Consider the following 18,554-nt stretch of genomic DNA (forward strand, 5'->3'; position numbering starts at 1 on the left):
CAGTTCACACCTGCCGCCCACCCCGGCATTGCGCCAGCACCGCCGCCAGCTGATCGCGGTCCAGCGGCTTGACGAGGAAGTCGTCCATGCCGGCCTCGCGGCAGGCCTGCTGTTCCTGCGACATGACACCGGCGGTCAGCGCCACGATGCGCGGGCGCGCAGCGGGCGGCCATTCGCGGTGGATTTCGCGGGTGGCCTCGATGCCGTCCATCACCGGCATCTGCACATCCATCAGGATCAGGTCGAAGGCCTGGCGGCGCAGCGCTGCGATGGCCTCGGCGCCGTTCGCGGCGACCTCGCTGCGGTGGCCCATCTGCTCGAGCACCAAGGTCATCACCTGGGCGTTGATCGGGTTGTCCTCGGCGATCAGCACGCGCAGCGGCACCATCGGCGCGTCGGTCTCGGGCGGCGCCGCGCTTGCCGCCGCGGACGGGGCCGGCTCGCGCTGCAGCAGCTTCAGCAAGGTGTTGAGCAGGGCAGTGTGCTTGACCGGCTTGGACAGCTGGGCCAGCAGCCCGGCGGCGCGGGCATCGGCCTCGGGCAGCGGGAAGCCCGAGGTCAGCAGCAGCTGCTTGAGCGCTGGTCCGCGCTGCTGCTGCAGTGCCTGCGCCAGTTGCAGGCCATCGAGCACCGGCATGTGCAGGTCGAGCACGGCCAGATCGGCCGGTTCGCCGCGACGGGCCCAGTCCAGCGCCTGGTTCGGGTCGCCGCTGTCGTGGACCTCGAGCCCCCAGTCGCGCAGCTGCCGGCACAGCACGCGGCGGTGGGTGTCGTTGTCGTCGATCACCCAGGCGCGCAGGCCGGCCAGCGGCATCGCCTCGGCAGGCCGCTGCGGCGCCGGGGCGTCTGCGGCCGGCAGCGCGGCGATCAGGCTGAAGCAGAAGGTCGAGCCTTGCCCGGGCTGGCTCTCGACCCATACGCGCCCGCCCATCAGCTCGGCCAGGCGCTTGCAGATCGCCAGCCCCAGGCCGCTGCCGCCGTATTCGCGGTGCGTCGAGGTCTCGGCCTGGCTGAAGGACTGGAACAGGCGGTCGAAGCGTTCGGGCGAGATGCCGATGCCGGTGTCGCGCACCGCGCAGCGCAGTTCCTGCCGTCCATCTGCAGCGGCCATGGCGGACACCGACACCACCACTTCGCCGCGGGGCGTGAACTTCACCGCGTTGGACAGGTAGTTGGCCAGGATCTGGCGCACCCGGCCGGCATCGCCCAGCAGCGCCGGCGGCACCTCGGGCCCGAGCTCATAGGTCAGCTCGATGCCTTTTTCGCGCGCCCGCCCGGCCACCAGGTCCAGGCACTCCTCGACCAGCGTGGCCACGTCGAAGGGCATGCTCTCCAGCGGCAGCCGGCCGGATTCGAGCCGCGAGAAGTCGAGGATGTCGTTGATCACCGTCAGCAGGTGGTCGCCGCTGTGGCGGATGATGCCGGCGAACTCGCGCTGCTCGTCGCTCAGGCGGGTGTCGGCCAACAGCCCGGCCATGCCGATGATGGCGTTCAGCGGCGTGCGGATCTCGTGGCTCATGGTCGTCAGGAACAGGCTCTTGGCCTGGGTGGCGAGTTCGAGCTCGCGGCTCTTGCGCAGCAGCTGCTCGTTGCTGCGCTCCAGCTCGGCGGCGCGCTTGGCCAGGTGCAGGTTGAGATCGCTGATCTGGCGTTCCCGCGACTGCAGCTCTTCATTGATCGCAATCGCCTGCTCGTAGGTGGAGATCAGCAGGTCCAGCATCTGCTGCCGGCTGGCGGTGATGACATGCGGCTGGCCGTTCAGGTACAGCGCAACGCCGTTCTCCGGCGCGCCGAGCTTGCCGTGGCGCAGCGCCTGGTTCATCAGCATCTGGTCGACGCGCTTGAGCAGGTAGTCTTCCGCGTAAGGCTTGCGCACGAAGGTGTCGGCACCGCATTCGAGGCCGCGCAACACGTCCTCGGGGTCGACCAGCGAGGTCACCAGGATCACCGGGATGTCCTGCCACAGCGGGTTGGCCTTGATCGCGCGGCACAGCGCGTGGCCGCCCATCTTGGGCATCACCACATCGGACAGCACCAGGTTGGGCTTGCGCTGGCGCAGCGCCTCGAGCGCGACTTCGCCGTTGTTCGCGCTGCGGGTGGCGTAGCCCTGCCGCTCGAGCAGGTGGCGCAGCTGCGCGGCCTGGGTCGGGCTGTCCTCGACCACCAGGATCTCGATGTCGCCGGATCGTCGGCCCAGTTGAGAAAACATGCTGCACTCCTTGTCGGTGTCCGGCGCGAGCGGCCCGTTCAGGGCACCCAGCGGTTCAATGTCGCGGCAATGGCCTCCGGCGCCAGCACATGCGAGGCCGCACCCAGTTTGACGGCCTGGCCGGGCATGCCGTAGATCACGGCGCTCTCCGCGTCCTGCACCAGGGTCAGCGCGCCGGCCTCGCGCATGGCCTTGAGTTCCAGCGCGCCGTCGCTGCCCATGCCGGTGAGCAGCACGCCGATGGCCCGCGGCCCGTAGGCCGCTGCCGCCGAGCGGAACAGGCTGGCCACCGACGGCCGCAGGCCGTACTCCGGCGGCTCCTCGCTCAGCACGATGCGCCCGCCGGCCTGGATGGCCATGTGCTTGCCGTCGGGGGCCACATAGGCCACCGCCGGCTGGACGATGTCGCCATGCGCGGCCTGGCGCACGTTGAAGCCGGTGGTCTGCGCCAGCCATTGCACGAAGCCCGCGGTGAAGCCCGTCGAGATGTGCTGCACGATCAGCACCGGTGCGCCCAGGCCGGGCCGCAGCCGCGACAGGATGTCTTGCAGCACGATGGGCCCGCCGGTCGACGCGCCGATGGCGATCAGCCGCGCGCCGCGATCGGCCTGCGCTGCCGGCAGGGCGGCCGTTGAGGCCGCAGTGGAGGTCGCAGTTGTGACGGCAGCGGGCGGCAAAGTCCGGCCCGCGCTGGGCCAGCGCTTGACCACGTGGACTTCGGCCATCAGCATCACCGTGCGCACCAGTTCGTCGGCGGCGGCCGCGAACTGCGGGTGTCCGGGGCCCAGCGGTTTGCCGATGACGGTGAGCGCGCCGCACTCCAGCGCATGGAAGCTGGCGGCCACCTCGCTCGGAAACGAGGTGGCGGTGACCATCACCACGCGGGTCGGGCAGCGCTCCATGATCAGCCGTGTCGTCGCGAAGCCATCGATGCCGGGCATGTGGATGTCCATCGTGATCACGTCGGGCTGCAGCCGCTGCGCTTGCCGCAGCGCCGTTTCGCCATCCACCGCGGTGCCCACCACGTCCAGCCCGGGATGGCCATTGAGCACGCCCATCAGCAGCTCGCGGCTGGCCGCCGAGTCGTCGACGACCAGGATGCGGATCGGGGGCGATGACGGGCTCCGGCTCACAGCAGGCTCCGGATCGCCTCGAGCAGCTGGTCCTGCTCGAAGCCGCCCTTGACGATGTAGGCATTCGCGCCCACTTCGATGCCGCGCTGCCGGTCCGCCGACGAAGCGAGCGCCGTGAGCAGCACCACCGGCAGCTCGGCCAGCCGGGCGTCGGCGCGCAGGCGCGTGGTCAGGCCGAAGCCGTCCAGGCGCGGCATCTCGACGTCCGAGATCACCAGGTCGAAGGCTTGGTCGTTCAGCTGGTTCAGCGCGTCGAGGCCGTCGACGGCGGTGTGCACGCGGTAGCCCGCCGATTCGAGGATGCCGCGCAGCAGCGTGCGCGAGGTGATCGAGTCCTCGACCACCAGCAGCGTGGCGCCGGCGGCCAGGGCGGCCTGGGCCTGCGCCGTGGCACTGCTGCCCGGCGCCGATGCGCCGGCGGCCAAGCCGGCGCTTTGCGCCGACTTCATCAGGTCGGCCACATCCAGCAGCGGCACCACGCGCCCGGCGCCGAGGATGGTGGCGCCGGCCACGTGGCGCACCCGCTTCAGCGGCGCCCGCAGGGGTTTGACCAGCACCTCCTGGTCGCCCAGGATCTCGTCGACGACGAAGGCGATGCGCTTGTCGCCGCTGGACAGCAGCACCACGGGCAGCGGCGCGTCGGCGGCCTGGCCGCGTGCCGTGACACTGGCCAGGCCGCGTGCCGCGGCGGGGGGCGCCAGCGCCAGCAGCTCATGCAGCCGCACCAGCGACAGCGCCTGGCCGTCCAGCTCGATGGCCTCGCGGTTGGCCATCACGCGGATGGCCGCGGGCTTCACCCGCAGCACGCGTTCGACATTGCGCGAGGGCAGCACGAAGGGGCGTTCACCGACCGTCACCAGCAGGCCGCGGTAGGTGGCCAGGGCCAGCGGCAGCACGATGCAAAATCGTGTGCCGCCGCCGGGCCGCTCCTGCAGAGTCAGCGAGCCGCCGAGCTTGTCGACCTTCTCGCGCGCGATGGCCAGGCCCAGGCCGTGGCCGGACAGATCGGTGAGCAAGGGGCTGGTCGACAGGCCGGATTCGAACACCAGGCCCATCGCCTGCGCCGCCGGCAACTCGTCCAGCGCCGGCGCCGGCAGCAGGCCCATCTTCAGCGCCCTGGCCTTGACCTCGTGCACGGCGATGCCGCGGCCATCGTCTTCCAGCGTCATCTCGACCTTGTTGCCTTCGCGCGGCGTGACCTCGATGCGGATGCGACCGCACGCCGGCTTGCCCAGCCGGCGGCGCTCGTCCGGCGGTTCGATGCCGTGGTCCATCGCATTGCGCAGCAGGTGGATCAGCGGCGCCTTCATCTGCTCCAGGATGCGCCGGTCGATCTCGATCGCCGTGCCCTGGGTCACCAGCTCGACCTCCTTGCCGCTGTCGCGGGCCAGGTCGCGCAGCAGCTTGGGCGCCAGCTCCAGCAGCGAGGTGAAGGGCAGCATCAGCGCCTGCTTCATCTCGTCCTGCAGCCGGTCGACCATGCTGCCCAGCGCGTGGCGCTCGCGCAGCGCCACGCGCTCCAGCTGCGCGAAACGGTCGCCCAGCGAGCGCACCAGCAGCTCGTCGCGCTCGGTGGCTTCGAGCCAGCGCGCCAGCAGGCGCCCACCGCGGTCCGGCGGGCCGGCCGAAGGCTGCGCCGCACGGGGCCGGGCGACTGAGTGCCCCCAAACCTGCCGCTTCGCGTCAGGCCCCCCCGAGGGGGTCAAGCAAAGTGGCAGAGCCACATTGGCTTGAGAGCGGCGCATCAGGCGCAGGTGGCGCGTCCGCTCGGCCGAGTTGCGCCGCCAGTCGGCCACCGTGCTGCCCAGCGCGCCCAGTTCCTCGGCCAGGTGGTCGGTGCCGAACTTGAAGGCCAGCAGTTCCTCGGCCTGCACCAGCAGTGCTTCGAGCCGGGCGGTCGAGATGCGCACGGTGGCGCCGGCCGGCGCCGGGGGCGCGGCCTCCAGCGGGGCGGCGCGCGCCGCGGGGCCTGCGGCCTGTGCCGCCGGCAGGTCTGCCGTCATCTCTTTCGATGTTCTTTCAGCCGGCGCTGTGGCTGCCGTTGCTGCCATCTCCGCGGCCGTCTCTGCCGCCATCTGCCGGGCGGCCAGCCGTTCCAGCGCGCTGACCAGCTCGGCGGCCAGCACGGCTGCGCGGGCCGTCGCGTCGGTGTCGCCGATCTCGGCCAGCATGCGCGCCAGGCCGTCGACGCAGCGCTCGAAGGTCGGCAGCCAGTCGGCCGGCGGCGCCAGGCCTTGCCGCTTCAAGGGCGAGAGCAGGCGCTCGAGCGCGCGGCAGACATCCTCGATGGCGGCGCGGTTCACCGCGCGTGCCGCACCCTTCAGGCTGTGGGCCTCGCGAAACAGCGCTTCCACCGATTCGGCGCTGGGTTGCCGATCCAGCTCGAGCAGCAGCGCGCTCATGGCCTCCAGGTGTTCCCGGGCCTCGACCTTGAAGGTCTCGAGCAAGCGCTTGAGGAAACTCTCGTCGCCCGGTGTCATGGCCTGCCCCGTCCCGGCTCACACCTTGTAGCGGCCGACCAGGCGCATCAGCTTCTGCCCCAGCTCGTGCAGCTTGTGCGCGGCGACCTCGGCCTGGCGCGTGCTGTCGATGTTCTGCGCAGTGGCAGTCTTGATGTTGTCCATCGCCATCGCCAGCTGTTCCATGCCGGCCACCTGCTGTTGCGCGGAGACGGCGATCTGGCTGGCGGCCGAAGCGCTTTCGGCGATGCTCTCGGCCAGGCGCCGGATCGCTTCGCCGGCTTCCTGCGATTGTTTGGCGCCGGCGTCGACCACCTTGCTGCCTTGTTCGGTGGCCAGCACGGCGTTGCCGGTGGCCTTCTGGATATCGATCAGGATCGTGCGCACCTGCGCGGTGGCCTGGCGTGATTGCGCCGCCAGCCCCTTCACCTCCAGCGCCACCACCGCGAAGGCCTTGCCATGTTCGCCGGCGCGGGCCGCCTCGATCGACGCGTTCACCGCCAGCAGGTTGGATTGTTCGGACAGGTCGTTGACGCTGGCGATCAGCTCGCCGATGGCCTGGCTCTGTTCGGACAGGCGCAGGATGCTGTCGGCAATCGTCTCCATCTGCTCGCGGATCTCCTGCATGCCTTCGATGGATTCGTCCACTGAACGCTGTCCGGCCTGCGACACCAGCGTGGCGCGCTGCGCGGCTTCGGCGACGATCTTGGCCTTCTGGCTCGAGACCAGCGCGGTCTGCTTGACCTCGTTGAGCGTGACCGCGGTTTCGCTGATCACCGCGGCGGCTTCGGCCGCGCCGGCGGCCACCTGGGTCGTGCCGGCCAGGATGGCGCTGGTCGAGCTGGCCAGCACGCCGACACCGTCGCTCACCTCGCGGTTCATCTCGCGCAGGTTGTCGACCATCGTGCCGAAGGCCTTGCCCAGCTCATCCTCGGGCGATTGCGGCGTCACGCGCACGGTCAGGTCGCCGGTGGCGATGAGCTGGGCCACGTGCGCCTTCTGCTGCAGGTTGTCCAGCATTGCCGCGAAAGCGTTGCCCAGCACATCGCGCTCGGAGTGCGGCACCACCTGCACCGCCAGGTTGCCGGCGGCGATCTGGCGCGCCAGCGCGGCCTTGTCCTGCAGCGAGGCGCCCATCTGCGCGAAGTCGTCCTGCAGCTGGCCGATCTCGTCGGCACGCCGCTGCCCCGAAGCCGGCACGACGATCTCGCCGACGGCCACGCGCCGCGCCGCGGCGGCGATCTCGGTGATGGGCTTGACGATCACCGAATGCAGGCGCATGGCCACCGGCAGCGTGATCAGCAGCGAGCCCAGCATCACCAGCAGGATGATGCCGCCATAACGCGCCAGACGCAGGGCCATGGGTTCGGTGCTCATGCGCAGGTACACGCTGCCCAGCTGGCGCGTGCCCTGGCGCACAGGCCAGAAAGCCACCAGGTCGTTGTTCTCGAAATGACGCCCGATGTCCGCGGCCATGGCGGGCACCGGCATGATCGTGCCCTGGCGCGTGTAGCTGGCGAGCAGCGCGCGCTTCGCGTCGTACACGCCGGCCGCCGCGAAATCGGGGTTGGCCCGCAGCGCGTTGAGCGACTCCTGCGCCACCTTGGCATCGTTGAACTCCAGCGCCGCGCTGACGCTGGCCGCGAGGATGTCGGATTGCACCGCGATTTCCTGCGCCTTCTGGACGCGGTAGGCATAGACGTCGTAGGCCACGAGGGCGCTGCCGGCGAGCAGCAGCGCCACCGCGCTGGCCAGCACGGTGATCAGCAGCAGCTTGCGGCCGATGGGAATGTCGATCAGCCAGCGCATTCAGCGGCCTCCCCGGGGTTTGACGCTCAACGCCAGCGTCAGCAGCTTGGCGCTGATGCTCAGGCCGTTCTGTGCCGCGGCATCGTCGTCGATCGTGAAGCGCACGCGGTTGTCCTGGATCACGAAGTGAATGATCCCCGGCGAGCCAGGATGGCGCGCATCGCTGACCACCAGCACGGGGCTGCCGCGCAGGCTGTCGGCAGCGGCAGCGGCTGCCGCGCGCGCTTCGGCGCCGAGGTAGACGATCTGGCAGCCGGCATCGCGCGCCAGCGTCTTCAGGCGCCGCAGCACCAGCGTGCGACCGGCACCCTGGTGCGCGGCGACCGCGTCGTCGATCAGGCTGCCGAAGGGGTCGTCGCCGACGATGCACAGCGTGATCGTCGGCGACGGCCCGGCCGCGCCCGGCCAGTCGACATAGAACGCGAACTTGGTCAGGTAGGTGGCTTTCACCGCGAACTCCAGCGGCTCGGCCGCCACCGGTGCCACGGCGGGCCAGGCCAGCAGGCCCAGCACCAATGGCCAGGCCGCGGCGCGGCACGACAGCCGCCGGAGCCGCTGCAAGAGCCGCTGGGTGAGCCGCTGGGTGAACCGATGTTGCCGGTTCAGAGTTTCCATACCAGCCTCAGGTTGGCGCTGCGGCCGATCTCGCTGCGCGAGCGCGCCGAGCCGAACTCCGGGTGCTGGGCATCGAGCAGGTTGAAGCCGGCCAGCGAGAGCTCGAGGCCCGGGCTCACGGCCCAGGCCAGGCGCAGGTCCAGCGCGACATGGCGGGGCACGGCCGGGTTGGGCAGGGCGCCCACCGCACGCAGGCCGATGTCCAGCGACACGTCGCGCGGCAGGTCGTGCTGCGAGCGCAGCGAGGCCTGGTAGCGGGGGTCGTTGGCGCCGGCCGCGGCCTGGCCCGGATCGGTGCTGCCGGCTTCGAAGCGGAAGCGCTCGACCAGCCGGTTGTAGCCCGCGCTGAGCTGCCAGCGCTCGTTGACGCGCAGGCGGCCCCACAGCTCGATGCCGTAGGTGTGCGCCGCGATCTGGTTGCCGAGCACGAAGTCGCCGCTGGCGCGGCGCTCGATGCTGCGCAGGCGCGTGTAGTCGTTGTAGAACGCGGAGGCCGAATACGACAAGTTGGCTGTCGGCTGCGTGCGGTAGCCGAGCTCATAGGCGTTGACCCGCTCGGCCACGAAGTCGGGGCCGCCGAGCAGGCGGCCGTTGTACGGCGAACTGGGGTCGGCGATGTTCAGGTTGACCAGAACGACGAAGTCGCGATCCACCGGCGAGGGCGTGCGCACCGCGCGCGACAGCGCGGCCCACACCAGCCGCTCGTCGCTGGGCTTCCAGGCCAGCCGCAGCGTGGGCTGAAGCTCCACGCCGGTGAAACTGTTGCGCTCGGCCTTGACGCCCAGCGTGAGCTTGATGCGCTCGGCAATGCGCAGCGTGTCCTGCGCGAAGACGTTGACCAGGCTGAGCTTGCGCTCGGCCGGCTGGAACTGCAGCAGCGGGTTGCCGGCGGTGCGGTGCTCCATGCTGCGGTAGCCGGCGCCCCACACGATGTCGTGCATCGCGCCCCAGGCCAGGTGGTGCTGCACATCGACGTCGACCGTGTCGAGATCCAGGTTGAATGTGCCCAGGCCGGCCAGCTGGTGGCGCTGCACGCGGTCGTAATAGGCCTGCAGCTGCAGGCCGGCATCGGGCCCCAGCGCGCGGTTCCAGCGTGCCAGCAGGTTGGCGCCCGCCACCGTGCGTTCGCCGCCGGCGACGTCGGACTTGCCGTCGTAGGCGTCGCCCTGCAGCGTCCAGCTGCTGCCGTCGTCGCGGTGGTCCAGGCGCAGGCCGGCCTGCTGCAAGTGCCAGGCATCGACGACGTCGCTGCCGCGCGCCGTGCTCGTGGCGTCGTAGTCGGTCCGCTTGGCGTACAGCCGCGCGCTGGTTTCGGGGCCGATGCGCCAGCCGTGGCGCAGCGCCGCGCCGCGGTCATCGGTGCCCGCCGCGGCGCTGAGCAGCGTGCCGGGGGTCTCGGCGGCCGGCCGCGTCAGGATGTTGATCACGCCGTTCACGGCGTTGGTGCCCCACAGCGTGCCGCCGGGCCCGCTGACCACCTCGATGCGTTCGATGTCTTCGAGCATCACGTCCTGCATGTCCCAGAACACGCCGGCCGTCAGCGGCGTGTAGACGGTGCGCCCGTCGATCAGCACCAGCAGCTTGTTGGCGCCGGTGGCGTTGAAGCCACGCGCGCTGATGGCATAGGTGTTGGCGTTGCTCCGCGCCACTTGCAGGTTGGGCGCCAGGCGCAGCGCCTCGGCCAGGCTGGTGGCGCCGAAGCGGCGGATGTCCTCGCGCGTGATCACGTAGGCCGCGGCCGGCGCATCGGCGAGCCGCTCAGTGCGCTTGGACACCGAGGAGATCTCGATGTTGGCAAGTTCCTCGAGCGACAGGCGCGACAGCGCCGACGCGGGCGAAGGCACGGCCGATGCGGCGCTGGCCGCGCCTTGAGCGGCCAGCGTCAACAGCAGCAAGCGGCTGGCGACGGCGCGCCGGCTGCGTGAGTTCTTCATGTCGTTCTCCCTCTTGGCGTGGCAAGCGGCGTGGCAAGCCGTGTGCTCATCGCGTAGCCCCGTCGTCGACGACCAGCGCCGGCGATGCCAGCAGCCTGACCGCATCCAGCACCACCAGCCCGTCCGCCGTCACGCCCTTCAGGTAATCGGCACGGCGGTCGCTCAGCGTCGGCAGGGCCGGCTGCAGCGCGGCCAGCGCCAGCCAGCTGACGCCGACGATGCGATCGGCAAGCACTGCGAATTCGGTGTCTTCATGGCGCAGGATGAGCACCTTGTTCAAGTCGGTGAGGCCGCCCTCAGTCAGGTCGAAAAAACGTTTCAGGTCGATCACCGCCAGGATGCGGCCGTGCGCATTGATGACGCCCGCCACATGGGCCGGCGTGCCCGGCAGCGGCGTCAGGTCCTTCAGCGCCTGCACTTCGTGGACCCAGCGGGTCTCGAAGGCATAGCGCTGCCGCGCCAGCGCGAACTCCACGACGTCGATGCCGGCGGCCGCGTCGACGGCCGGCGCGGCCTCGGCCGCCACGGCGCGCGCGCGGGCACGCAGGATGCTGCGCTGGGCGTCGGGCAAAGGGGCGAAGCCGCGCGCCAGCGCGGCGTCGGCGGCGGCGAGCCGCTGCTTGATCGCCGGCCAGTCGACCGGGGCGCGCGTTCGCTTGGGGGCCGGGCTCATGAGAGGAGGTTCACGGTAAGGGGACTCATGCAGATCAGCCTCGGCGGCGGGCCAGCCTGGCCGCCAGCGTCTCGCTCAAGTGGCCCGCGCTGACATCGTCGGTGCCCGGCAGCGGCGCGGCTGCCGGCTGGCGCTCCAGCAGCCGCAGGGCCTGGCTGAAGTGGCGCTCGGCCCGCTCGGCCCGGCCCTGGCGGTCACACAGCCGGCCCAGCGCCACCCGGGCCAGCACGAACCCGGGGTCCAGGTAGATCACGCGGCGCAGCGCGCTCATCGCCGCGTCCGGCTGGCCGTGTTCTTCGTGGATCAGCGCCTGCAGGTAGTGCAGTCCGGTATGGCAGGGGTCGAGCGCCAGCGCCGCTTCGCAACAGCGTAGCGCCTCGGGAAGGTCGCCGCGGTCTGCATGGGCGCGCGCCTGTGCGGCCAGGGCAGGGGCTTGGGCCTCGGTGCTGGTGCCGTTGGCCGCTAGCGCAGGGTCGGTGCGGCCCTGCGGAGCGCGCGGCAGGGCGCTTGCCGGCGTGTGCGCCGCGCTGGGCGGCGGCGCGCTGGCCAAGGGTCTGGCGGCCGCCTTCCGATAGGCCACCATGCCCTCGAAGGGCACGGCGTCGAAGCCCTCGTAGGGCCGGGATCCGACTTCGGCCGAGCTCACCAGCAGCCATCCGCCGTCGACCAGCGTGCGGTGCAGGCGCTCCACGGCCAGCCGCGCCTGCGCGGCATCGAAGTACATCAGCACATGCCGGCACAGCACCAGGTCCATTGGCGGCAGCAGCGCGAAGCCGGCGTCGTCGGCCAGGTTCAGGTGCGTGAAGCGCACCAGGCGCCGCAGCTCGGCGCCGATGCGGTAGCGACCCTGGCCCAGCGCGTCGAAATGGCGGCGCCGCACGGCGGCGGGAACGCCGCGGAACGACCAGTCGCGGTAGATGCCCTGCGTTGCGCTGGCAAGAAACCCGGGGTGGATGTCGGTGCCGAGGATGCCGATGTCCCAGCCCGCCAGATCCGGCAGCAGGCGCTGCAGCACGATGGCCAGCGTGAAGGCCTCTTCGCCGGTGGCGCAGCCGGCACTCCACAAGCGCAGCCGGCGGCCGGTGCGCCGCTGGGCGATCAGCAGCGGCAGGATCTGCTGTTCGAGCGCCTCGAACGAGGCCGGCTCGCGGAAGAAATAGGTTTCGCCCACTGCCAGCCGCGCCATCAGGCCGTCGATCAGCGGGCGCTGTGGCGGCCGCGCCAGCCAGTGCTGCATGCAGGCCGCCGCGCCGGCCAGCCCGTTGTCGCGCGCCAGCGCGTCGCACGCGGCTGTCAGCTCGGGCCAGCGCTCGACGGGATAGCTCAGGCCGACATCCGAGGCGATGCGCGCGCTGAAGGCCTGCAGCAGGGCGGGGTTCTCGGCCGGCGGAACAGTCATGCGGGCGTTACGCGGCATCCGCGCGTTGGTGCAGCGCATCGTCGAGCGCCTGTTCGTCGTCCAGCGACAGCAGGCGATCGAGGTCGTGGATCAGGATCAGGCCATCGGGCAGCTTCAGCACGCCGGCGATGCCCGAGGTGCCGGGCACGATGCTGCGCGAGGGCACCAGGGCGTCGCCGGCGGCTTCGACCACGCCCGACACCGCGCTGACGAAAAAACCCAGCCGGCGGCGCGGGCTGCGCACCAGCAGCAACTGGTCGGCCAGCAACAGCTCGCGCGGCGGGTGCGCGAAACGCTGGCGCATGTCCACCACCGGCACGATGCGGCCTTGCACGTTGACGATGCCACGCACCAGGCGCGGTGCCTCGGGCAAGGGCGTCACGTCGATCGCCGGCAGCACCCGTTCGACGCAGGCCAGGGGCAAGGCATAGCGCTGCTCGTCGAGCAGCCAGACCACCAGTTCCTGCACGCCAAGGTCGGCCATGCGAGAAGTCTCCCTAACGGTGAATCCACAGTGGCCTGCCGATTCGCTGCTATTGGTGCGGTGACCCTCCGCTGTGCCTGGGCATCTTGCAGAGGTGCTGGGCCATCATGCATCAGAAGCGCGGAGGCGTCGAGATTTCCCTGACACTGTCGAACACTTTGGCGATGCCGCGCTCCCGCCGGCCGTGGCGCTCGACGTCGGGCTGCGGGCCTGGGTTTCAGGCGTTATGGCGCGATGGCATCGCCGCGTACCTTGCGCGATACGACGGCGATGCTGCACGAGAGCCCACCGCCCGCGGGCCCGGCGGGCTTCAGCGCTGCGGCGGATCCGGCACGAACCCCGGCTGGTTCGACGGGAACGGGCGCGGCCGGGTGTAGGCATGCGATGCCTGCGGCGCCGGGACGATGCCGGCGGCGACCAGGCGCTCCAGGCTGTCGTATTCCAGCTGCACCACCTGCTCCGGCGTGCTGCTGGCGCGCTGGAACTGCGTGCGCTGCGTCACCGACCATTCGCGCTGGCCGTGGCCGGTGCCCAGGCGGCTGCCGGCGCTGTCCTGCTCGGCGGCGATCTTGCCTTCGGCGCGGGACTCGTTCATCGCACCGGCCTGCGCCGAGCGCTGCGCCGGGGCGGCCGGTGCCGGCGGTGCCGCGGCATCGGCCGCCGCGCCTTCGCGGCGCTGCGAGATCGGCGGCGCGATGGGCATGGGCGGCTGGGGCGGCGGCACATAACGTTCACGGAACGCGGCCATGCCGATGACACCGACGTTGCCGGGCCGGCCGGTCAGCGCGGCATACGAGCGCTCGATGGGCGCGAACTCGAAGCCCGCCACCTCGGTGTTGGACTTGCGCCAGCCGTTGATGTCGTAGCTGCGGCCGGGGTCCAGCACATAGCCGGTCTGGTGCCAGTCGGCGGTTTCGCCGCTGACGACATTGACGCCGTCGATGGACAGCACCACCAGCACGCGCTGGCCGGTGTTGTTGCGCAGCCGCAGCGCATAGCGCGCGCCGGGCCGGCCGGGCACGAACTGGCGGCCTTGGTGGTGGTGGATGGGCATCACCTGGCCACTGTCGCGGTCGAACACTTCCAGCGAAGCCAGTCCGGGCTGCCAGGCGGCGGCCGGCCAGCTGCAGGCGGCCAGCGCGCCCAGGCCGGCGGCCTGGGCGATGGCGCCCATCAGGCGGCGGCGGCTCAGGGCCGTGGGTGCGGCGGACGGGTTGGCGGACAGGGTGGCGGATGGGGCATGGCGGGCGTGCATGAGCGGGCTCCGGTGGGGTCGATACAGGCTTGCACGGCCGAGATGTCGCAACAGGGTTAAACGTCTTGGCGGCGGCTCGCTCAGCCGTGACTGGCGCCCTTCAGCTGCAGCTTGAGCCTGGCCAGCAGGGCCACCAGCGTGTCGATCTCGTCGTCCGTCAGGCCCGCGGTCCAGGCTTCCACGCTGGAGAAGTCCGTCGGGTTGCGCTGCCGCCAGAACTGATGGTGGTGCTCGGTCAGCTGCAGCCGGCGCGTGCGGCGGTCGTTCGCGTCGGTGGCGATGACCAGGAAGCCCTTGCGTTCCAGCGCCAGCGCAATCTGCTTGACGTTCTGGTGCGTCATGCCCAGCGCCTGTGCGACGAAGGAGATCGCCGGCGCTTCGGCCTGGGCTTCGATCAGCTGCAGCAGGGCGGCCTGCTGGCTGGTGATGCCGGCGGGCGCCAGCGCCCGGTCCAGCTGGCCGCGGAACACCGCCGCTGTGGCCAGCAGCGTGCGGAAGAGCCGGATGCGCTGCGCGCGGGGGGGCGGCAGCGCGGCCAGGCCGAGGTCCAGCCATTGATCATTGCTTGACATGGATAATATATTACCTTTTAATCCGGGCCATCGTCGAACCTGAGCCCGAGCCCGACATGATCGCGCTGCTGCCGAACTGTGGATTCCTGTCCGAGACCTCACGCATGCTGCACATCGCGCAGGCCTTGCAGGCGCGCGGCGAGCCGGTGTGCCTTGCCACGCATGGCGGCCCCTACCTTCGCGTGCTGGACGACGCCGGCATGCCCTACACGCTGTTGAGTCCGGTGATGGACGCTGCCCGCAGCGCCCGGTACCTGAAGGATCTGATCCAGATTGGCCGCCCCGGTGTGCGGTTGCAGCCGCCCGACGAGGTGCGCCAGGGCGTGCAAGCCGAGGTCGACTTCTTTCGCGCCACCGGCGCCGAGATGGCTGTGATCGGCTTCACCTTGACTGCCTATCTGTCCTCGCGCGTGGTCGGCATCCCGCTGGCCGCGTCGCATGGCGGCTCGTGGCTGCCGCCGCTGATGGAGCGTGGGCTGGCGCCGGTGCCCACGACGATGCCGATTCCCGGCACCGAATGGCTGCCCGATTGGCTCAAGCGCAAGCTGGCCAATGGCAGCGGCAGCCGCATGAAGGACCCGGTGAAATTCCTCAACATCGTCGCCGCCGAACTGGGCGTGGCGCCGGTGCCGACGCTGGCTGCGCTGATGCTGGGCGATCTGACGCTGGTGACCGACCTGCCGGAAATCCTGGGCGTCAGCGCGCAAGACCTGCAGGCGTGGCGCCCGCCGCGGCCCGGCGCCTACCGCGACGGCACGCGGCTGGTCTGTGTCGGACCACTCTTCGCGCGGCTGGACATGCCCGTGCCCGCGACGGTGCAGCCCTTCCTGGACGGCAGCCGGCCGACGGCCTTTGTGGTGCTGTCGTCGAGCACGCCGCAGGCCCTGCGCACGGTCACGGCGCGCGTGCGGGCCACCGGCCTGCGTGTGATCGTCGGCGCCACGATCCACGACTTCGGGCCAAGCAGCGATCCCGACATCGTCGTCGCCGGCATCCTGCCCAGCCACCGGATCATGCCGAAGGTGGACCTGGCCGTCACGATGGGCGGCCAGGGCAGCGTGCAGACGGCGATGAGCAGCGGCACGCCGCTGGTGGGCATTCCGCTGCATCCCGAACAGGAATTGAACGTCGACCTGGCCGCGCGCCAGGGCATGGCGATCGCGGTGGCGCCACGGCATGCCGGCACCGAACGCATGACTGCGGCCGTCAGCCGCCTGCTCGTCGAGCCCGGCTTCCGGCAGCAGGCGCGGCGGGTGCAGGCCTTGTATGCGAACAGCGATGGTGCCGACCGGGCGGCGCTCGAGATCCTGCGCCACGTCCAGCCCCACCGGCGCCGGGCATCGGCAGCGGCCGTGGACTTGCGTGCGGCCTGAGCCGCCGAGGCGGTGGGCGCCAGCCCGCGGCCGCGCAACTCACACCGCCCCGTGCGCCTCCACGTACAGCGCGTACAGCGAATGGCAGCTGGCCATGTAGAGCCGGTTGTTCTTCGGCCCGCCGAAGCACAGGTTGGCGCAGCGCTCGGGCAGGCGGATGTGGGCCAGGGCCTTGCCTTGCGGGTTGAAGACCATCACGCCATCGAGATCCTCGGACTTCGCCTTCAGCTGGAACACCTTGCGCCCCGCCACATCGCTGGGCTCGGCCTGCAAGGCGCCGTTGCTGCCCCAGCCGCACCACAGGTTGCCGTCGCGGTCGACGCGCAAGCCGTCCAGTGCGCCCTGGTCGGCGGCGTCGATCAGCTTGGTCTTGTTGCTGCAGCTGCCGTCGGCCGCAACGTCGTAGCGCCAGAGGCTGCGGTTCGGCGTGCCTTTCCACTCGACGACGTAAAGATGCTTCTCGTCGGGCGAGAAGGCCAGGCCGTTGGGGTTGACCAGCTCGGTGATCATCGCCGAGACCTTGCCGTCGGGCGCCAGGCGGTAGACGTTGGTGGTCGCCTGCTCGGGCTTGGCGCGTGAGCCTTCCCATTCGCCGTTGATGCCGAACAGCGGGTCGGTGAACCACAGGCTGTCGTCGGACTTGCAGACGATGTCGTTCGGCGCGTTGAGCTTCTTGCCGTCGAAGCTGTCGGCCAGCACGGTGATCTTGCCGTCGCGCTCGGTGCGGGTGATGCGGCGGGTGACGGAATGCTCGCAACTCACCAGCCGGCCCTGGCGGTCCCGCGTATTGCCGTTGGCGTAGTTGGCGTTGGCGCGGAAGACGCTGAAGCTGCCGTCCTTCTCGCTGTACTTCATGATGCGGTTGTTCGGGATGTCGCTGAGCAGCACGTAGCCGCCTTCCGGAAAGTACACCGGCCCTTCGGCCCAGCGCATGCCCGAGCCCAACTGCTCGACGGTGCTGCTGTAGATGCGGTACTTCGTGAAGCTGGGGTCCAGGATCTGCACGGCCGGGTCGGGGTAGCGCTGGTTCGGCTTGAAGTCGAAGCTTTGCGCCAGCGCGCCGCCGCCCAGCGCGACCAGGCCGGAGCCGGCGGCGGCCTTCAGGAAGCCGCGGCGGGGGGTCAGGATCTCGTTGTGCATGGGTCTCGTCTCCGTTGTGTTTGTGGGTTACTTATCAGGTCACCGGCGCCGGGTTGAACAGCACCAGCGCGTTGTGCAACTGCCAGTGCTCGGCCCAGGTCTTCTTGCGGCCGCTGGCCACGTCCAGCATCAGCTTGAACAGCTGCCAGCCGACGTCTTCGATCGTCGCGCTGCCGTCGGCGATGCTGCCGGCGTTCAGGTCCATCAGGTCGTGCCAGCGGCGCGCCAGGTCGCTGCGCGTGGCCACCTTGATCACCGGCACCTCGGCCAGGCCATAGGGCGTGCCGCGGCCGGTGGTGAAGACATGCAGGTTGATGCCGGCGGCCAACTGCAAGGTGCCGCAGATGAAATCGCTGGCCGGCGTCGCGGCATAGACCAGGCCCTGCGTGATGCCGCGGTCGCGCAGGCGCTCGCCGGGCGACAGCACGCCGCTGATCGCTGCGCTGCCGCTCTTGACGATGGAGCCCATCGCCTTCTCGACGATGTTCGACAGCCCGCCCTTCTTGTTGCCCGGCGTGGTGTTGGCGCTGCGGTCGACGCGGCCTTTCTGCAGGTAGGCGTCGTACCAGGCCATCTCGTGGATCATCGCCGCGGCCACTTCGGGCGTCGCGGCGCGCGAGGTGAGCTGGGCAATGCCATCGCGCACCTCGGTGGTCTCCGAGAACATCACGGTGGCGCCGGCGCGCACCAGCAAATCGGTGCAGAAGCCCACCGCCGGATTCGCGGTGACACCGCTGAACGCATCGCTGCCGCCGCATTGCACGCCGACCACCAGTGCGCTGGCCGGCACGGTTTCGCGCCGGCGTGCATTCAGCCGCTCCAGGTGTTCTTCGGCGGTGTTCATGATCGAATCGATCATCGACAGGAAGCCGACATGCGCGTCGTCCTGCAGGCACACGACGTCGAGCGCGGCCTCTTCGGTGGCGCCGACATCGGCGACATTGCGTTCGTCGACGATCTCGAAGCTGCCGGGCGGCAGCAGGCGCTCCGGCTGCAGCTTCTCGCAGCCCAGGCTGACCACCATCACCTCGTTGCCGAAGTTCGGGTTCAGCGTGATGTTGCGCAGCGTGCGGATCGGGATGATGGCGTCGGGTGCGTCGATGGCCACGCCGCAGCCATAGCTGTGTTCGAGGCCGACCACGTCGTCGACGTTCGGGTACTTGGGCAGCAGCTCCTGCTTGATGCGCTTGACCGCGAACTCGACGACGCCGGCCACGCACTGCACCGTGGTGGTGATAGCCAGGATGTTGCGGCTGCCCACCGAACCGTCGGCATTGCGGTAGCCCTCGAAGGTGTAGCCCTCCAGCGGCGGCTGCGGCGCGGTCTGGACGGTGGCGATCGGCAGGCCGTCTAGCGATCGCGCCTCGGGCATCTCCAGCAGGCGCTCATGCACCCAGCTGCCGGCGGCAATCGCGCGGGCCGCCCGTCCGATCACCACGTTGTAGCGCCGCACCGCATCGCCGGCGGCCAGATCGACCAGCGCCACTTTGTGCCCTTGC

General features: G+C 70.5%; 14 protein-coding genes. 1 reads left to right on the top strand and 13 read right to left on the bottom strand.

Translation table 11 applies throughout. From position 1 onward, the window contains the following. Positions 1 to 4: 4 nt before the first annotated feature. The 11 genes from VLK61_RS19585 to VLK61_RS19635 form a co-directional block, all read right to left on the bottom strand. On the bottom strand, positions 5 to 2,209 hold the full coding sequence (locus VLK61_RS19585; RefSeq protein WP_325423304.1) for a response regulator: 2,205 nt from the start codon (positions 2,207 to 2,209) through the stop codon (positions 5 to 7). A gap of 38 nt (positions 2,210 to 2,247) precedes the next feature. Continuing rightward, a complete protein-coding gene (cheB, locus tag VLK61_RS19590) occupies positions 2,248 to 3,342 on the bottom strand; it encodes a chemotaxis-specific protein-glutamate methyltransferase CheB (protein ID WP_325423305.1) in 1,095 nt (364 codons plus the stop codon). Beyond that, positions 3,339 to 5,822 carry a hybrid sensor histidine kinase/response regulator gene (locus tag VLK61_RS19595; RefSeq protein WP_325423306.1) on the bottom strand — a complete coding sequence of 828 codons (2,484 nt, stop codon included), beginning with the start codon at positions 5,820 to 5,822 and terminating at the stop codon, positions 3,339 to 3,341. Before VLK61_RS19595 ends, cheB begins: the two co-directional genes overlap by 4 nt. Before the next feature lie 18 nt (positions 5,823 to 5,840). Further along, complete coding sequence (locus VLK61_RS19600; protein ID WP_325423307.1) at positions 5,841 to 7,610, bottom strand: methyl-accepting chemotaxis protein; 1,770 nt, start codon at positions 7,608 to 7,610, stop codon at positions 5,841 to 5,843. Continuing rightward, positions 7,611 to 8,225 carry a YfiR family protein gene (locus VLK61_RS19605; protein WP_325423308.1) on the bottom strand — a complete coding sequence of 205 codons (615 nt, stop codon included), beginning with the start codon at positions 8,223 to 8,225 and terminating at the stop codon, positions 7,611 to 7,613. Further along, positions 8,213 to 10,159, bottom strand: a complete 1,947-nt coding sequence (locus VLK61_RS19610; RefSeq protein WP_325423309.1) for a TonB-dependent receptor plug domain-containing protein — start codon at positions 10,157 to 10,159, stop codon at positions 8,213 to 8,215. Before VLK61_RS19610 ends, VLK61_RS19605 begins: the two co-directional genes overlap by 13 nt. 46 nt (positions 10,160 to 10,205) lie before the next feature. Beyond that, positions 10,206 to 10,832, bottom strand: coding sequence for a chemotaxis protein CheW (locus VLK61_RS19615; RefSeq protein ID WP_325423310.1), 627 nt, complete (start codon positions 10,830 to 10,832; stop codon positions 10,206 to 10,208). A 34-nt stretch (positions 10,833 to 10,866) separates the two neighbouring features. Then, positions 10,867 to 12,231: a CheR family methyltransferase gene (locus VLK61_RS19620; protein WP_325423311.1), complete on the bottom strand. Its 1,365-nt coding sequence runs from the start codon at positions 12,229 to 12,231 to the stop codon at positions 10,867 to 10,869. A gap of 7 nt (positions 12,232 to 12,238) precedes the next feature. Beyond that, a complete protein-coding gene (locus VLK61_RS19625) occupies positions 12,239 to 12,715 on the bottom strand; it encodes a chemotaxis protein CheW (RefSeq protein WP_325423312.1) in 477 nt (158 codons plus the stop codon). A 310-nt stretch (positions 12,716 to 13,025) separates the two neighbouring features. Further along, positions 13,026 to 13,970 carry a hypothetical protein gene (locus VLK61_RS19630; protein WP_325423313.1) on the bottom strand — a complete coding sequence of 315 codons (945 nt, stop codon included), beginning with the start codon at positions 13,968 to 13,970 and terminating at the stop codon, positions 13,026 to 13,028. 80 nt (positions 13,971 to 14,050) lie between these two features. Then, the gene (locus VLK61_RS19635) at positions 14,051 to 14,542 is read right to left on the bottom strand and encodes a MarR family winged helix-turn-helix transcriptional regulator (RefSeq protein WP_325423314.1); all 492 of its coding nucleotides are present in this window, start codon (positions 14,540 to 14,542) and stop codon (positions 14,051 to 14,053) included. Between VLK61_RS19635 and VLK61_RS19640 the strand changes: the two genes are divergently transcribed. Continuing rightward, positions 14,536 to 15,915: a glycosyltransferase gene (locus VLK61_RS19640; RefSeq protein ID WP_325423315.1), complete on the top strand. Its 1,380-nt coding sequence runs from the start codon at positions 14,536 to 14,538 to the stop codon at positions 15,913 to 15,915. The two genes, VLK61_RS19635 and VLK61_RS19640, sit on opposite strands and share 7 nt — an antisense overlap. Positions 15,916 to 15,954: 39 nt before the next feature. Here the strand turns inward: VLK61_RS19640 and VLK61_RS19645 are convergent, their stop codons facing one another. After that, complete coding sequence (locus VLK61_RS19645; RefSeq protein ID WP_325423316.1) at positions 15,955 to 17,055, bottom strand: SMP-30/gluconolactonase/LRE family protein; 1,101 nt, start codon at positions 17,053 to 17,055, stop codon at positions 15,955 to 15,957. Between the two features lie 34 nt (positions 17,056 to 17,089). Next, the coding region (gene garD, locus VLK61_RS19650) for a galactarate dehydratase (RefSeq protein ID WP_325423317.1) at positions 17,090 to 18,554 on the bottom strand (1,465 nt) is incomplete at its 5' end.

It is taken from the genome of Aquabacterium sp., assembly GCF_035476535.1.
GTDB lineage: Bacteria > Pseudomonadota > Gammaproteobacteria > Burkholderiales > Burkholderiaceae_C > Pseudaquabacterium.

Excerpts from the sequence above, each read along its gene's own strand:
- VLK61_RS19635 (WP_325423314.1), bottom strand. The coding sequence starts at position 14,542 with ATGTCAAGCAATGATCAATGGCTGGACCTCGGCCTGGCCGCGCTGCCG.
- VLK61_RS19585 (WP_325423304.1), bottom strand. The coding sequence starts at position 2,209 with ATGTTTTCTCAACTGGGCCGACGATCCGGCGACATCGAGATCCTGGTG.
- VLK61_RS19595 (WP_325423306.1), bottom strand. The coding sequence starts at position 5,822 with ATGACACCGGGCGACGAGAGTTTCCTCAAGCGCTTGCTCGAGACCTTC.
- VLK61_RS19600 (WP_325423307.1), bottom strand. The coding sequence starts at position 7,610 with ATGCGCTGGCTGATCGACATTCCCATCGGCCGCAAGCTGCTGCTGATC.
- VLK61_RS19620 (WP_325423311.1), bottom strand. The coding sequence starts at position 12,231 with ATGACTGTTCCGCCGGCCGAGAACCCCGCCCTGCTGCAGGCCTTCAGC.
- VLK61_RS19615 (WP_325423310.1), bottom strand. The coding sequence starts at position 10,832 with ATGAGCCCGGCCCCCAAGCGAACGCGCGCCCCGGTCGACTGGCCGGCG.
- VLK61_RS19625 (WP_325423312.1), bottom strand. The coding sequence starts at position 12,715 with ATGGCCGACCTTGGCGTGCAGGAACTGGTGGTCTGGCTGCTCGACGAG.
- VLK61_RS19610 (WP_325423309.1), bottom strand. The coding sequence starts at position 10,159 with ATGAAGAACTCACGCAGCCGGCGCGCCGTCGCCAGCCGCTTGCTGCTG.
- VLK61_RS19630 (WP_325423313.1), bottom strand. The coding sequence starts at position 13,970 with ATGCACGCCCGCCATGCCCCATCCGCCACCCTGTCCGCCAACCCGTCC.
- VLK61_RS19605 (WP_325423308.1), bottom strand. The coding sequence starts at position 8,225 with ATGGAAACTCTGAACCGGCAACATCGGTTCACCCAGCGGCTCACCCAG.
- VLK61_RS19645 (WP_325423316.1), bottom strand. The coding sequence starts at position 17,055 with ATGCACAACGAGATCCTGACCCCCCGCCGCGGCTTCCTGAAGGCCGCC.